The organism is Pseudomonas sp. GW821-FHT02B10 (assembly GCF_059421865.1).
The window spans coordinates 19,149-34,302 of the sequence record NZ_JBWKVU010000024.1 but is presented as its reverse complement, the minus strand read 5'-3'; the positions used below and the strand labels follow the sequence as shown (position 1 = coordinate 34,302).

The 15,154-nt window shown below is 62.6% G+C and carries 15 protein-coding genes; 10 read left to right on the top strand and 5 right to left on the bottom strand.

Going from position 1 to position 15,154, the window contains the following annotated elements:
• The 3 genes from AC07VU_RS30530 to AC07VU_RS30520 all read left to right on the top strand — a co-directional run.
• The coding region (locus tag AC07VU_RS30530; RefSeq protein WP_495031011.1) for an acetyl-CoA C-acyltransferase at positions 1 to 687 on the top strand (687 nt) is incomplete at its 5' end.
• Between the two features lie 171 nt (positions 688 to 858).
• On the top strand, positions 859 to 1,875 hold the full coding sequence (locus AC07VU_RS30525; protein WP_007924670.1) for a class I SAM-dependent rRNA methyltransferase: 1,017 nt from the start codon (positions 859 to 861) through the stop codon (positions 1,873 to 1,875).
• 113 nt (positions 1,876 to 1,988) lie between these two features.
• On the top strand, positions 1,989 to 4,907 hold the full coding sequence (locus AC07VU_RS30520; protein ID WP_457274946.1) for a DUF748 domain-containing protein: 2,919 nt from the start codon (positions 1,989 to 1,991) through the stop codon (positions 4,905 to 4,907).
• 203 nt (positions 4,908 to 5,110) lie between these two features.
• Here the strand turns inward: AC07VU_RS30520 and AC07VU_RS30515 are convergent, their stop codons facing one another.
• Positions 5,111 to 5,467 (bottom strand): BON domain-containing protein, encoded by a 357-nt coding sequence (locus tag AC07VU_RS30515; protein ID WP_009045666.1) that lies wholly within the window; start codon positions 5,465 to 5,467, stop codon positions 5,111 to 5,113.
• Positions 5,468 to 5,753: 286 nt separating this feature from the next.
• Positions 5,754 to 6,170: a pilin gene (locus AC07VU_RS30510; protein ID WP_007924673.1), complete on the bottom strand. Its 417-nt coding sequence runs from the start codon at positions 6,168 to 6,170 to the stop codon at positions 5,754 to 5,756.
• A gap of 363 nt (positions 6,171 to 6,533) precedes the next feature.
• On the opposite strand from AC07VU_RS30510, the gene AC07VU_RS30505 reads away from it, so the two are divergent.
• From AC07VU_RS30505 to yacG, 4 genes are read left to right on the top strand one after another with little or no spacing between them, the layout of a single operon-like run.
• Positions 6,534 to 7,751 (top strand): type II secretion system F family protein, encoded by a 1,218-nt coding sequence (locus AC07VU_RS30505; protein WP_274304663.1) that lies wholly within the window; start codon positions 6,534 to 6,536, stop codon positions 7,749 to 7,751.
• 2 nt (positions 7,752 to 7,753) lie between these two features.
• Positions 7,754 to 8,626, top strand: a complete 873-nt coding sequence (locus tag AC07VU_RS30500; protein WP_277589629.1) for a prepilin peptidase — start codon at positions 7,754 to 7,756, stop codon at positions 8,624 to 8,626.
• A complete protein-coding gene (coaE, locus tag AC07VU_RS30495; RefSeq protein ID WP_457274947.1) occupies positions 8,623 to 9,246 on the top strand; it encodes a dephospho-CoA kinase in 624 nt (207 codons plus the stop codon). Before AC07VU_RS30500 ends, coaE begins: the two co-directional genes overlap by 4 nt.
• On the top strand, positions 9,243 to 9,446 hold the full coding sequence (gene yacG, locus AC07VU_RS30490) for a DNA gyrase inhibitor YacG (RefSeq protein WP_009045670.1): 204 nt from the start codon (positions 9,243 to 9,245) through the stop codon (positions 9,444 to 9,446). The genes coaE and yacG overlap by 4 nt, the downstream gene beginning before the upstream one ends.
• Before the next feature lie 4 nt (positions 9,447 to 9,450).
• On the opposite strand, the gene AC07VU_RS30485 is transcribed toward yacG, so the two are convergent.
• From AC07VU_RS30485 to AC07VU_RS30475, 3 genes are all read right to left on the bottom strand, one after another.
• Complete coding sequence (locus tag AC07VU_RS30485; protein ID WP_053262705.1) at positions 9,451 to 9,666, bottom strand: hypothetical protein; 216 nt, start codon at positions 9,664 to 9,666, stop codon at positions 9,451 to 9,453.
• A 65-nt stretch (positions 9,667 to 9,731) separates the two neighbouring features.
• Positions 9,732 to 10,421: an energy-coupling factor ABC transporter permease gene (locus AC07VU_RS30480; protein ID WP_009045672.1), complete on the bottom strand. Its 690-nt coding sequence runs from the start codon at positions 10,419 to 10,421 to the stop codon at positions 9,732 to 9,734.
• On the bottom strand, positions 10,418 to 10,885 hold the full coding sequence (locus AC07VU_RS30475) for an FAD/FMN-containing dehydrogenase (protein ID WP_457274948.1): 468 nt from the start codon (positions 10,883 to 10,885) through the stop codon (positions 10,418 to 10,420). The genes AC07VU_RS30480 and AC07VU_RS30475 overlap by 4 nt, the downstream gene beginning before the upstream one ends.
• Before the next feature lie 456 nt (positions 10,886 to 11,341).
• Between AC07VU_RS30475 and AC07VU_RS30470 the strand changes: the two genes are divergently transcribed.
• Genes AC07VU_RS30470 through AC07VU_RS30460 form a run of 3 tightly spaced genes read left to right on the top strand, consistent with a single transcriptional unit; the run spans position 11,342 to position 15,149 of the window.
• Positions 11,342 to 12,778 carry an undecaprenyl-phosphate glucose phosphotransferase gene (locus AC07VU_RS30470; RefSeq protein WP_053262708.1) on the top strand — a complete coding sequence of 479 codons (1,437 nt, stop codon included), beginning with the start codon at positions 11,342 to 11,344 and terminating at the stop codon, positions 12,776 to 12,778.
• Positions 12,778 to 14,238 (top strand): mannose-1-phosphate guanylyltransferase/mannose-6-phosphate isomerase, encoded by a 1,461-nt coding sequence (locus tag AC07VU_RS30465; RefSeq protein ID WP_457274950.1) that lies wholly within the window; start codon positions 12,778 to 12,780, stop codon positions 14,236 to 14,238. Before AC07VU_RS30470 ends, AC07VU_RS30465 begins: the two co-directional genes overlap by 1 nt.
• Positions 14,238 to 15,149 carry a glycosyltransferase family 2 protein gene (locus AC07VU_RS30460; RefSeq protein ID WP_037034435.1) on the top strand — a complete coding sequence of 304 codons (912 nt, stop codon included), beginning with the start codon at positions 14,238 to 14,240 and terminating at the stop codon, positions 15,147 to 15,149. The genes AC07VU_RS30465 and AC07VU_RS30460 overlap by 1 nt, the downstream gene beginning before the upstream one ends.
• The last annotated feature ends 5 nt before the right edge of the window (positions 15,150 to 15,154 follow it).

Below are 15,154 nucleotides of genomic sequence, written 5' to 3'. Positions count from 1 at the left end.
GTGGACAAATACGCCATCAGCCGCGAAGCCCAGGATGCCTTTGCCGCCGCCTCGCAGCAGAAGGCCGTGGCCGCCATCGAAGGCGGGCGTTTCGTCGATGAAATCACCCCGATCCTGATTCCCCAGCGCAAGGGCGAGCCCGTGGCCTTCGCCACCGACGAACAACCGCGCGCCGGCACCACCGCCGAATCCCTGGGCAAGCTCAAGCCGGCCTTCAAGAAAGACGGCACGGTCACCGCCGGCAACGCCTCGTCGCTGAACGACGGCGCCGCCGCGGTGATCCTGATGAGCGCGGCCAAGGCCCGGGCCCTGGGCCTGCCGGTGCTGGCGAAGATCGCCGCCTACGCCAACGCCGGCGTCGACCCGGCGATCATGGGCATCGGCCCGGTGTCGGCCACCCGCCGCTGCCTGGACAAGGCCGGCTGGTCCCTGGAACAGCTGGACCTGATCGAAGCCAACGAAGCCTTCGCCGCCCAGGCGCTGTCGGTGGGCAAGGAACTGGGTTGGGATGCTAGCAAGGTCAATGTCAACGGCGGCGCCATCGCCCTCGGCCACCCGATCGGCGCCTCGGGCTGCCGGGTGCTGGTGACCCTGCTGCACGAAATGCTCAAGCGCGATGCCAAAAAAGGCCTGGCCACCCTGTGCATCGGTGGCGGCCAGGGCGTGGCGCTGGCCATCGAACGCTGATCACAATCCCCTTGTAGGAGCGAGCTTGCTCGCGATGGACCTCAACGGTAACGCGGTCTGCCTGGTGCATCGCGGTGTTGCGGCCGATCTTTCGCGAGCAAGCTCGCTCCTACACAGAGGACAAAACGAAACTGGTAAACTGCCCCGCCCAATCATCCGCAAGGCGCCCGTATGTCTTCCTTGAATCAGGCGCTGCGCGCCGCCCTCGATCATCGCCAGGACCTGCTCGTCGAGCTGCATCAGCAAGGCACCGACTGCTATCGGCTGTTCCATGGCAGCCAGGAAGGCGCCGGGGGCCTGACCATCGATCGTTACGGCCCGCAGCTGCTGGTGCAAAGCTTTCACCAGACGCTGGAACGCGATGCCTTGCTGCAATTGCACGAGACCGTCCAGCAGCAACTGGGCCTGGACACCCTGCTGGTCTACAACGACCGCTCCCGGGGTAACTCACGCATCGACCGCGAGGATTCGGTTTACCGCGCCGAAGAAGAGGCGCTCAAAGACCTGGTCGGCCACGAATGGGGCTTGAACTACCGGGTACGCGGTCGCCATGCCGGCCAGGACCCACTGCTGTTTCTCGACCTGCGCAACGCCCGTGGCTGGGTCAAGGCCCACAGCGCCGGCAAGAGCGTGCTGAACCTGTTCGCCTATACCTGTGGCGTCGGCCTGAGTGCCGCGGCAGGTGGTGCCCGCGAGGTGTGCAACCTGGACTTCGCCGAGGGCAACCTGGCGGTCGGCCGCGAGAACGGCCAGCTCAATCCGCAATTGCCAGCCATGCAGTTCGTGCAATCGGATTACTTCCCGGCGATCCGGCAACTGGCCGGCCTGCCCATCAGCCAGCGCCGTGGACAAAAGCTGCCCAGCTACCCACGCCTGGAACAACGCCAGTACGACCTGGTGCTGCTCGACCCGCCGGCCTGGGCCAAGAGTGCATTCGGCACCGTCGACCTGCTGCGCGACTATCAGAGTCTGCTCAAGCCTGCCCTGCTGGCCACCGCCGACAATGGCGTGCTGATCTGCTGCAACAACCTGGCGAAAGTCACGCTGGACGACTGGCGCGAACAGGTGCTGCGCTGTGCCGAAAAAGCCGGTCGCCCGGTACGCGAATGGCAGGTGTTGACACCCGCTCGCGACTTCCCGTCCATGGACCAGCAACCGCCGCTCAAGACCCTGATCCTGCATCTGTGATCTGTTGCGAGGAATCTGAACAATCCTGTTTGCGACCGTCATGGGATTGTTTCGGAACCGGAAACGCATGCCATACTCCAACGCACTTCCGATTCAGATAGATGAAGCCTCGCATGTCCAAAGGATTGATCCGCGCTATCGGCGCCTTGTTGACCGCTCTCGCCCTGTACAGCCTGTTGGGCTTTCTGATTTTGCCGGGCATCGCCTTGCGAGTGGCCAATCAACAGTTGGCCAACTACGCGACGGTACCGGCAAAGATCCAGCGCATCGAACTCAACCCGTTCAGTCTCGAACTGACGCTCTGGGGCCTGAATATCGGTGAGCCGGGGAAGGAGCAGGTGGCCTTCGAACGTCTCTACGCCAACCTGCAACTGGACAGCCTCTGGACCCGCGCGCTGCACCTGGCCGATATCGAACTGGACAAACCCAAGAGCGAGATCCTGTTCGCCAAGGACGGCAAGCTCAACCTGCTGGGCCTGTTCAACCTGCCCGCCAGCGAACCCACTCCGGACGACCCCGAGGCCAAGCCGTTCCCCCTGCGTATCGGGCGCATCAAGCTGGCGGGCGGTTATGTGCACTTCCAGGACGCGCGGCCCAGCGAGCCCATCGATTTCCTCTACGACAAACTCGATCTCGAGCTGAAGAACCTCAGCACCCTGCCCGATGACAGTGCCGACATGACCCTGGTCGCCGCGGGCCCCGCGGGCGGTCAGATCGATTGGAGCGGCAATTTCAGCCTGACTCCGATCGCCTCCGAAGGCACCCTGAAAATCACCGACGGCAAGATGAAAGCCTGGTGGCCCTATGTCCGCGATGCCTTGCCCCTGGTCCTCGAAGACGGCGTGCTGAACCTCAACACCCACTACAAGCTGAACCTGTCCAAGGAAACCGAACTGCTGCTCAGCGATGCCTCGGTCAGCGTCGCGCCCTTCGCCATCAAGGCTCCGGACGGTCGGCCGCTGGCCCGCCTGGAGCGCCTGGACGTCAGTGAAACCACGGTCGACCTGGCCAAGCAGCAAGTGGTGGTCGGCAAGATCCGCAGCCAGAAACTGGAAACCTGGGCCGCCCTGGAGGCCGATGGCCAACTGGACTGGCAGAAACTGTTCGCCAGCCAGCCGGCCAAACCGGCTGCCAAGCCCGCTCCGGCCGCCGCCGATACTCCGCCGGCTCCCGCTCCGGCGCCGAGCAAACCCTGGCAGGTGCTGCTCAAGGACGTGCAACTGCGCAATTACCAGGTGCACCTGGCGGACCGTCAGGCCAAGCCGGCCGTAGCTTTGGAGGTCGGCCCGCTGAACGTCGACGTGCAGAACTTCGACAGCCTCAACCAGTCGCCTTTCAACCTCAAGCTCGACACCGGAGTGGGCAAACAGGGCAAGATCCTCGCCAACGGCGTGGTCAACCTGCAACCGGTGACCGCCAAGCTGGCGGTGCAGACCAAGGACATCGACCTGCGGGTCGCCCAGTCCTACATCAGCCCGTTCATTCGCCTGGAGCTGCGCAGCGGCATGCTCGGCAGCGACCTGGCGGTGGACCTGAAAAACATCGATCCCCTGATATTCAGCGTGACTGGCCGCGCCCAGGTCGACCAGTTGCACACCCTGGACACCCTGAAAACCCGCGATTTCGTGAAATGGCAGCAACTGGTGCTCGAAGGCCTGAACTATCAGCACGGCGACAGCCTGACGATCAACAAGGTCAACCTGATGCAGCCCTATGCGCGCTTCATGATCAACGATGACCGCACCACCAACATCGATGACCTGCTGATCCCGCAACCGGCCGACAGCGCGCCGAAAGGCGCAGCCAAGCCGGCCGCCAAGGAAAAACCCCTCGGCATCCATATCGGCCAGATCGCCATCAACGACGGTTCGGCCAACTTCGCCGACTTCAGCCTGACCCCCAACTTCGCCACGGCCGTCCAGCAACTCAATGGCCAGATCGGCACCATCGACAGCCGCCAGGCAAAACCGGCCAGCGTCGATATCAAGGGCAAGGTCGATCGTTATGCGCCGGTCACCATCAAGGGCAGCGTGAACCCCTTCGACCCAATGGCCGCACTGGACATCGCCACCAGCTTCAAACGTGTCGAACTGACCAACCTGACCCCCTACTCCGGCAAGTTCGCCGGCTACCGCATCCGCAAGGGCCGGCTCAACCTCGACCTGCACTACGTCATCACCAACGGCCAGCTCAAGGCCGAAAACAAAGTGGTGGTCGAACAACTGGAGCTGGGGGAAAAAGTCGACAGCCCGGATGCCGTGAGCCTGCCACTGAAACTGGCGGTCGCCTTGCTCAAGGATGTCGACGGCAAGATCTCCATCGAACTGCCGGTGACCGGCGATCTGAACAATCCGCAGTTCAGCGTCATGCCGATTGTCTGGCAGACCCTACGCAACCTGATCGTCAAGGCTGCCGCGGCACCGTTCAAACTGATTGGCGGGCTGGTCGCGGGTGGCGGTTCGGAAGACTTGGGCAGTGTCTCGTTCGCCCCGGGCTCGAGTGACTTGAGCCCGGAATCGGAAGCAACGCTGGTCAAGCTGTCCAATGCGCTCAAGGAACGTCCGGCCCTGCGCCTGGAGATCGAAGGCACCGCCGCGCAGAGCAGCGATGGCCCGCTGATCGCCGAGCAACGCCTGGAGCGGGAATACCAGTACAACTACTACAAGATGCTCCAGCGTCGCGGCGACAAGGTGCCGGCCCAGGCGTCGCTGCTGGAAGTACCGGAGAAAGAGAAAGCCCCGCTGCTGGAGGGCATCTATCGCACACGCCTCAAGACCCAGCCACCGGCCGAATGGAAGGACCTGGGCAAGGAAGAGCGCACCGCGAAAATGCGTGAAGGCGTGATCAAGTTCTGGAGTGGCAGCGATGTGCTGTTGCGCCAGTTGGGCCAGGAACGGGCCAGCAGCATCAAGGACTTCCTGGTGGACAAGGGCCAACTGGCGGACGACCGGGTCTACTTTATCGATGCCAACCTTGGCCAGGCCGAAAGCGATGGTCGGGTCATTACCCCCATGCACCTGGACGCCGAATAACCACCCTCCCCGCCGCCCCGGAAACGGGTCGGCCCGGCGGTTTCCCCCCGCCATAAACAGAACAGGCCCCGACACACTGTGCCGGGGCCTGTCCTGTTTACAAAAGGAGCCACTTCCCTGTGGCCATTCGCATGAACCTTCAAGGAAGCGGTAGATGAATCCTCTACCGCATCTTCTCCCTGTCCAGGAAAGAAGCTTGAGGCTTAGTCGGTTTTCAAACCGTCAGCCGATACTGCCTTCACGCCTTTGATGTTCTTGGCGATGTTGACTGCGGTTTCTTTCTGCGCCGCGGTCAGAGCAGTGGTGGAGGACAGGGAAACCACACCCTTGTTGGTTTCGACCTTGATGTCGGTACCAGGAATGCCTTTTTCAGTTACGAGATCCGCTTTGACTTTGGTGGTGATCCAGGTGTCGGAAGTGGCTTCCTTGGCCTTGGTCACTTCACCCGCCGCGAGCACCATTGGCGCCTGAGTAGCTTGAGTGGTCTGGGCAAATGCGACGTTAGCCATGGTCAGGGTCAGAGCGGTAGCAGTTGCAGCAGCGATAGCGAACTTCTTCATACGAGTAACTCCTGTTCTTCTGGAAAACCTGCTCCAAGTCCTGGCAGCAGGGTTACTTAAGTAGATTGCAGGCGTTATGCCAAGTTCAGAAAAACAATAAAACCCTTAAATATCAATGAATTACAAAGTCACCCAAGCACTCGCGGTCATGCAAAATGCATGACCGGCGAATAATCTGCATGCAAGTTGCACTTCCCAGGCGAGCTAACTTCCTGAATTCTCGATACTTTCCCCAAGGGCGCGCTGGCGCGTGGCGTTTCACGCGCCGAGCAAGCGAGAACCGGGCTCAGCTGCCGCTGGCGGTGCAGCCTTTGGGGGAGTAGTCCGCGGGGACAGTGGTGGTGCAGACCCAGCCATCGGCCGTAGTGCGGGTCAGGGTGACGGTCTTGTTCAGCACCGGTGCCGGTGCATTGAGGATGGTGCAGCCGATTGTTCCCGCTCCGGTCGAGGCAGAACCCGCAGCGGTCATGGTGCAGTTCGACGTCGCCGCCTTGCCCCCCACCAGCTCCAGGGTCGGATCGCTGCCCTGGTTCAGCACGTCCTCGAAGTTGACCTTCAGCGCCGAGGCTTCGGCCAACGCCGCGGTGACCTTGGCCCGCGCCTGGTATTTGGAATACAGCGGCATGGCAAAGGTGGCCAGGATGCCGATAATCGCCACGACGACCAACAGCTCGATCAAGGTAAAACCTTTCTGATACTTCATCTATCTGCTCCAAGCAGGGGATATCCAGGGGTCTGGGCATTCACCACACAGCCATAGCACAGCCTGTGCCAGCGCCTGCGCCCCGGCTGAACGGGGCTTTAGCGGCGCGGAGCTGCGGCAGTGAGCGCCAGAAGTCGCACTATCTGACACTTTTTGTCAGCCAAGTGCCCTGGGCCGGTCGTCGTGACGGGCTACGCTGTCATTCGATCATCGATTGCATTCACTGTCCGCCCCATCCAAGGAACGTATCGGGCCATTCAAACTCTATGAGCCGGACGCCGCGCCCCGCGCAGCGGTCCACTCGCTAACGCACAGGGCATTGCCGGCCCTGAGGACATCCATCACAACCCGGGACTCGACACCATGGCGGTCAAAGCAGCAAAAGTCAGTGTTTACCTGTGGGAAGGCACCGACAGGCAAGGCAGCAAACTGCGCGGCGAATTGAGCGGCCATACCCCCTCGCTGATCAGGGCCCAGTTGCGCAAGCAAGGCATCAACCCGGCCAGGGTCAGGAAGAAACCCAGCTCGCTGTTGCAGCGCACGCCCCCGATCAAGGCCCGCGACATCAGCCTGTTCACCCGGCAACTGGCGACCCTGATCAAGGCCGGCGTGCCACTGCTGCAATCGTTCGACATCATTGCCGAGGGCTTCGACAACCCGAACATGCGCAAACTGATGGGCGAGCTGAAACAGGACATCGCCGCCGGCAGCAGCTTCACCACCGCGCTGCGCAAGAGGCCGCGGTACTTCGACGAGCTGTACTGCAGCCTGGTGGATGCCGGCGAACAGGCCGGGGCCCTGGAAACCCTGCTGGAGCGGGTGGCGACCTACAAGGAAAAAAGCGAAAACCTCAAGACGCGGATCCGCAAGGCCATGACTTATCCCCTGGCGGTGATCTGCGTGGCGCTGGTGGTCACAGGGATCCTGCTGGTCAAGGTGGTGCCGCAATTCCAGTCGATGTTCCAGGGCTTCGGCGCGCAATTGCCGGTGTTCACGCAACTGGTCATCGCCCTCTCGGAATTCGTGCAGCACTGGTGGTGGCTGCTGGCGGGCGCACTGTTGCTCAGTGTGTTCGGCCTGCGCCATGCCCGCCGGCGCTCACCACGCTTTCGCCACTGGCTGGACGTGGGCCTGCTGAAACTGCCGTTGGTAGCGCCACTGATGTACAAGTCCGCGGTGGCCCGCTACGCCCGCACCTTGTCCACCACTTTCGCCGCCGGAGTGCCGCTGGTGGAGGCCCTGGGCTCGGTGGCCGGGGCCACCGGCAACCAGGTGTTCAAGCAAGCAGTGAACCGCATCAGGCAGGACGTGGCGACCGGCATGCAGTTGCATTTTTCCATGCGCGCCTCCGGCATCTTTCCCGGCATGGCCATCCAGATGACCGCCATCGGTGAAGAGTCCGGGGCCCTGGACGGCATGCTGGAAAAGGTCGCGATCCATTATGAGGAAGAGGTCGATACCCTGGTCGACACCCTGAGCAGTCTCATGGAACCCGTGATCATGGTAGTTTTGGGCACCCTCGTCGGCGGCCTGGTGGTCGCCATGTACTTACCCATCTTCCAACTCGGCACAGCGATCTGAACATGTCATTGACTGAGGTCCTGGCCAGCTACCCGCTGGTCTTCGTAGCATCGGTGCTGGTCCTGGGCCTGATTGTCGGCAGCTTTCTCAATGTGCTGATCTGGCGGCTGCCAAAGATGCTCGAGCGCGACTGGCACGCCCAGGCCCGTGACATCCTCGGGCTGCCCGACGAGCCTGCCGGGCCGACCTACAACCTGTTGCTCCCGCACTCCCAGTGCCCGCACTGCGCGCACCCGATCCGCCCCTGGGAAAACATCCCGCTGCTCAGCTACCTGCTGCTGCGTGGACGCTGCTCCGCGTGCCAGGCCCCGATCGGCCGGCGCTACCCGCTGGTGGAGCTGACCTGCGGCCTGGCCTCGGCGTTCGTGGCCTGGCATTTCGGCTTTGGCTGGCAGGCCGGCTTGATGCTGCTCCTGAGCTGGGGCCTGTTGGCGATGAGCCTGATCGATGCCGATCACCAACTGTTGCCCGACGTGCTGGTGCTGCCCCTGTTGTGGCTGGGCCTGATCGTCAATGGCTTCGACCTGTTCGTCAGCCTCCACGATGCGCTGTGGGGCGCCGTGGCCGGCTACCTGTGCCTGTGGTCGGTGTACTGGTTGTTCAAGCTGCTGACCGGCAAGGAAGGCATGGGGCACGGCGATTTCAAGCTGTTGGCCATGTTCGGCGCCTGGGGCGGCTGGCAGATTCTGCCGATGACCCTGCTGCTGGCCTCACTGACCGGAGCCCTGGCCGGGATCGCCATGCTGCGCCGCAACCGCGCGCAAATGTCCACGCCTATCCCTTTCGGTCCCTTTCTGGCCATTGCCGGCTGGATTGCCTTGCTCTGGGGTGGTCAAATAACCGACTCCTATTTGCAGTTTGTCGGTTTCAGATGACCAAGCCTGTTTTCAAACCCTGGATCCTCGGCCTTACCGGCGGTATCGGCAGTGGCAAAAGTGCCGCGGCCCAGCACTTCATCGACCTGGGCATCCATGTGGTGGATGCCGACCACGCCGCCCGCTGGGTGGTGGAACCCGGCCGCCCGGCCCTGGCCCGCATTGCCGAACATTTCGGCGACAGCGTGCTGCAGGCCGATGGCCAGCTGGACCGCGCCGCGCTGCGCAAGCTGATCTTCGAGGTGCCGCAACAACGTCTCTGGCTGGAAGCCTTGCTGCATCCATTGATTGCCAATGAAATCGCCGCCCACCTGGCCCGTGCCGAGTCGCCCTACGCGATTCTGGTGTCACCGCTGTTGATCGAGTCCGGGCAGTACGCGATGACCCAGCGGATCCTGGTGATCGATGTGCCGCAACAGCTGCAGATCGAGCGGACCCTGCAACGCGACCGGATCAGCGAACAGCAGATCCAGGCGATTCTCAAGGCCCAGGCGACCCGCGAAGATCGCCTGAGCCATGCCGACGATGTGCTGGTCAACGACCGCGACCTCGCCTGGCTGCACAGCGAGGTCGAACGCCTGCATCACTTTTACCTTACCTTGCGTGGAGGCCAGTCATGAGCCAACCCCTGACCGTGGAATGTCCAACCTGCGGTGCGCCCGTGGAATGGACCGCGAGCAACGTCAACCGTCCGTTCTGCTCGGACCGCTGCAAACTGATCGACCTCGGCGCCTGGGCAGCCGAAGAACACAAGATTCCGGTCAGCCCGGATGCCGAGGACGATCTGTTTTCCGACGATCTGCCGCCTCGCGCCCACTGAAGCCTCAAGGCCGCATGAAAGCGTAATCCTGCGTATCGTCGAGGTTCTCCGCGAGAAACTGCAACTCGTCGGCCAGATCCTCGGCGCTGCGTACCCGCCGACTCTCCTGCACCACCGCGCTGAGCAGGGCGCGCAGGCTCAAGCCCGGTTCGAAACCCTCTTGCTGCGCAGTATCCAGACTCTTGCGTACTTCCTGCCGCGCCCATTCATACACACTCATGACCCTGCTCCCGAACGGTTTTTGCCGAGCATGGGACCGCGCCGGCCGAACGTGTTTGATATGGATCAAGAACGCGGATCGTCATCCTTCCACGGTGCCGACAGGTAACGGGTGCGGTTGAAGGTTTCCAGCCATTCGGGGCAGAACACCACCAGGGCGCTGACCACCATGCCGTTGATGAAGGCCTCGGGAAAGATGATCAGCCACAGGTAGCCGACGAAGTCCTCCAGCCATTCCGGCATGGCAAAACGCCCGTCGAACCACAACAGCCCCAGGCCCACCAGCAGGCACAACAAGGCCGACAGGGCGGCGGCAAAAAAACCGGAACAGAAGATATACACAAAGGGATTACGCGGCTGCGCGCGCTCCACCAGGATCGCGCAGCATTCGGTGACCAGCACCGGCAGCAGGATCAGCAAGGCACCGTTGATGCCGACCGCTGCCAGGTCCTGGCGGCCCAGTGCGACCAGGCCCACCTGGGCAATCAGGCCGCCGACGATCGCCAGCGGCCAGTCCAGCAACAGGGTTACCGCCGTCATGCCGATGAAGTGATAGGACACCCCGGTATCGAAATCCCGGCGCACCAGCCACAACATGAACAACGCGAACACCGTACCGAACAGCAGATGCTGACGCCGGCTGTCGCTGAACAGCTCGACCCAGGGCGCGCGCCAGGCGGCCCAGACCAGCACCGGCACATAGATCAGCCAGCCGGCGCCGAGAGTGAGCGGCGACAGCAGCGCGGCACTGATCATGGTTGCGCCTGCTCCAGCGCTGCGCGCAGTTCGGCGGCCGTGCCGTACTCCCGTTGAGCCACCAGCCGGCCATCGTCGAGCTGCAACCACAGGACTTTATCCACAGCCCCGGCGTAGCGCGGCGCCACCCGCCCGTCACGGTCGAGCATGACCCGGTAGCCATAATCACGCATCGCCGGAACCGCGAACATCTTGGCGATCACCGCCGGCATGCGCTGGATGTCCGCGACGAATACCGTGTGCCGGGTCTCCAGATAACCCGCGGGACGATCCTGCAAGGCGGCGTTTACCAGCTTGGCGCCATCCATGCTGCGCGCCACCAGCAGGGTCCGGGTCTGCCCGTCGAGGCTGTAGGCCCGGTCGAATTGATCGAGCAAGGTCCAGGGCGCCAGACGCTCGCCGACCTCCACCGCGTGCGCCAGCAATGGCATCAAACCCAGCAACAGCAATGACCAATACTTCACAGCTTCTTCCCCTTCCTTCGGTTAGTTCGCAGCGTCCAGTCTACACCGCCAGAGCGCCCCGCCCGAGGGCCGCATCAGCCATCAAGAACCCCGTAATCACGGGTGAAAGGGAATAAACCGCCACCGGTTGGACAAGAGTCGCCCCCTGAACAACACTCCATTTATCCGTCACGCCCTCGCTCACGAATGAGCCAACTTCGTGACACTCGCCCAGGCTTCCGTTCGTCCTGGATGCGCCAAACCGTCAAAAAACCGATGCATAATGCAAAAAAAAGGTTAACCTGCCAGAATTAGTCAATTAGTTGACCATCAAAGCAGAACAATAGTATTGTTTGGCCATCATGGGCCGCCAAAAAACAGACTTTTTTTGCAGTAAGCCTTAGTTTTTTCAGCCTGCCTCTGTAGTGGCTTTACCCTTAACAGAGCTGGGTTCTTACCTGGCAACGACGGGATTCGATGCTTACGAAATCGATTGATAGCAGGTTCCTGACCCGAACCGGATTCATGGAACTCTTCATTTCGGGGGTAAAACTGACGCACGCCCTGTCCGCCGCCCTGCCTGGAATCCTGCTGCTCCTGAGTCTTGAATCCGCCAGTGCGGATATCTGGCCAACCGTACTTGGCCTGCTGCTGTTCTTTGCCGTCATCACCGTCATCCTGTTCCAGGCCCAGGGGGTCTACTCCGAAGAGTTCTTCAGCAATCGCCTGCGTCTGCGCACGATGCTGGTGGCCTGGACCTCCGCCTTCTGCATCCTGCTGGTCATGTACCTGGGGCTGCACCTGCTGCCGGTCTTCAGTCTGCGGGACCTGGCTGTCTGGTTCATCGCCAGCCTCGTGCTGTTTGGCATCGAGCGTCTGTTTCTGCTGCGCCTGTTCCATTCGTGGATGGCCAGGGGCAAATACCTGCAACGCACGGTGATCCTCGGCTTCAGCGAGAGCGCACTGTTCCTTGCCGAACACATGCAGCGCCACGGCGATATCCGCTCCGGCCTGATCGGTTTCATCGACGATCGCAGCGACCGCGTGCCCAAGGCCTTCTGCGACCTGCCCTTTCTGGGCAACACCCAGAACCTGGAAGAGCTGATCCGTTCCGAGCAGGTCAATCAGGTCCTGATCGCCCTGCCCTGGGCCGCGCACGCGCGCATCGGCGAACTGGTGCAACGGCTGCGGCAGTTATCGGTGAATGTCGCCCTGGTGCCCGACATCACCACCCTGCGCTTTGGCCACAACCGCATGACCGATGTCGGCGGCATCCTGATGTTCAACACTTCCGAGCTGCCATTGCGCGGCTGGGCGCCGCTGATCAAACGCTGCGAGGACATCCTGCTCGCCCTGCTGGGCCTGGTCCTGTTGTCCCCAGTGCTGCTGGCCACTGCCGTGGCGGTGAAACTCGATTCCAAGGGCCCCGTGCTGTTCCGGCAAAAACGCTACGGCTACAACGACCGGCTGATCCGCGTGTTCAAGTTCCGCTCGATGTATGTCGAGCAGGCGGACCTCAATGCCGAACGGCAGACCACCCGGGAAGACCCGCGGATCACCCGGGTCGGACGCTTCATTCGCAAGACCAGCATCGATGAGCTGCCCCAGCTGTTCAACGTGCTGATGGGCAACATGTCGATTGTCGGGCCTCGCCCACACGCCACCGCCACCAAGGCGGCGGGAGTGCCGTTCGAACAGGCGGTGCGCGAATACAGCTCGCGCCATCGGGTCAAGCCCGGGATCACCGGCTGGGCGCAGATCAATGGCTACCGGGGAGAAACCGACACCCTGCAGAAAATCCAGAAACGAGTGGAGTACGACCTCGATTACATCTCCAAGTGGTCGGTCTGGCTGGATCTGTACATCGTTTTCATGACGGTTCCGGCCGTCCTCTCGACGAAGGAAGTCTACTGATGAGCGCATTCACTGGATTGATCCCCTGCATTATTTCCGGCGGCTCTGGCTCGCGCCTGTGGCCAGTCTCTCGGCAGAACATGCCCAAGCCATTCATACGCATGCGCGATGGGCAGAGCCTGCTGCAAAAGACCTTCGTCCGCGCCAGCAGCCTGGCGGACGTCAGCTGCGTGGTCACGGTGACCAACCGCGAGCTGCTGTTCCGCTCGCTGGACGAGTACCGCAACGTCAATCAGGGCAAGCTGGGCCTCGACCTGCTGCTCGAGCCGTTCGGGCGCAACACCGCCGTGGCCATCGCCGTGGCGGCCCTGCATGTGCGCGAGTACTGGAGCGACGAGGCGCAGTTGCTGATTCTTCCGGCCGACCACCTGATTCTCGACCAGGATGCCTTCGCCGCAGCCGTGGGCAAGGCGCGCAGCCTTGCCGAAGCAGGTTATCTGGCGACCTTCGGCATTCAGCCCGACAAACCCGAGACCGGTTTTGGCTACATCGAACAGGGCCCGGCGCTGAAGGAAGGTTTCCAGGTCGCGCGCTTCGTCGAGAAACCCAACCTGGCCACCGCCCAGGCCTACGTCGACAGCGGCAACTACTTGTGGAACGCCGGGATGTTCTGCTTCCGCGCCGATACCCTGCTGCAAGAGCTGACCCTGCATGCTCCCGAGGTGCTGAGCGCCGCCCAGGCCTGCCTGGAACAAGGCATGACCCTGGACAACAAGCACTGCCGCCAGCGTGAGCTCGACGCCGACAGTCTGGCCCGCGCCCCGGACGTTTCGATCGACGTGGCCCTGATGGAGCGCTCCGAGCGGGTCGCCGTGGTGCCCTGCGACCTCGGCTGGAGCGACATCGGTTCCTGGGATGCGCTGCGCCAGCTGACCCCGAGCGATGCCGCCGGTAACCAGGTCAACGGCGAAGCCATCCTGCATGACGTGCGCAATTGCTATATCGACTCGCCCAAGCGGGTTCTCGGGGCCGTCGGCGTCAGTGACCTGATCATCGTCGACACCCCCGACGCGCTGCTGGTGGCCGATGCCTCGCGGACCCAGGACGTGCGCCATATCGTCACCGAACTCAAGCGCCTCGGCCACAGCGCCTACAGCCTGCACCGCACGGTCACCCGGCCGTGGGGGACCTACACCGTGCTGGAGGAAAGCAGCCGCTTCAAGATCAAGCGCATCATGGTCAAGCCCAAGGAATCGCTGTCGCTGCAGATGCACCATCACCGCAGCGAGCACTGGATAGTGGTCAGCGGCGCCGCCCTGATCACCAATGGCGACCTGGAGGTCCTGCTCAACAGCAACGAATCCACCTATATCCCCGCCGGCCATAAACACCGCCTGAGCAACCCCGGGATCATCGACCTGGTGATGATCGAAGTGCAAAGCGGCGAGTACCTGGGCGAAGACGACATCGTGCGTTTCGAAGACGTCTACGGCCGTGCCCCGGCGCAGGTAAAACCATGATGAAAGTGGCGCTGATCATTCCCGCCCGCAACGCCGCACCGCACCTCGAGCGGTTGCTCCCGGCGCTGGCCGCGCAGACGCTGCAACCGGACACGGTGCTGGTGGTCGACAGCAGCTCGACGGACGACACCGTCGACCGCTTCCGGCAGTTCGGCGCCCGGGTGGAGGTCATCGCCGCCCAGCAATTCAACCATGGCGGCACCCGCCGCTGGGCGAGCGAGCAGGTGGATGCCGACGCGCTGATCCTGCTGACCCAGGATGCGATTCCGGCCACGCCCCAGACCTTCGCCAACCTGATCCAGGAGCTGGAAGAAGACCCACGGATCGGCCTCGCCTATGGTCGTCAACTGCCGCATCCCGGGGCCGGGATTCTCGAGGCACAGTCGCGCCACTTCAACTACAGCCCGCAGAGCCGCAGCAAAAGCCTGGCCGACGCCGGAGAGCTGGGGATCAAGACCTGCTTCAGTTCGGACTCGTTTTCCGTCTACCGGCGCAGCGCCCTGCAAGCAGTGGGTGGCTTTCCCGAGGACGTCATCGGCAGCGAGGACGCCCACGTCGCGGCGCGCATGCTGCTCAACGGTTATCTGGTGCGCTACGCCGCCAGTGCGTGCGTGCAGCATTCGCACAGCTACAGTCTGATGCAGGAGTTCCGCCGTTATTTCGATATCGGCGTGTTTTATGGCCGCGAGCCCTGGATCCGCGAAGCCTTCGGCACCGCGGGCGGAGAAGGCAAGCGTTACGTCCAGGCCGAGTTGCGCGCCTTGCGTGACGCCGGCCAGTTGCAACGCGTACCGGAAGTGCTGCTGCGCAGCGCGCTGAAGCTGTTGGGCTATCGCCTCGGCCACGCCGAACAGCATCTGCCGACACCGCTCAAGCGCCGCTTGAGCATGTTCTCAAACTACTGGACCTGAGCTGT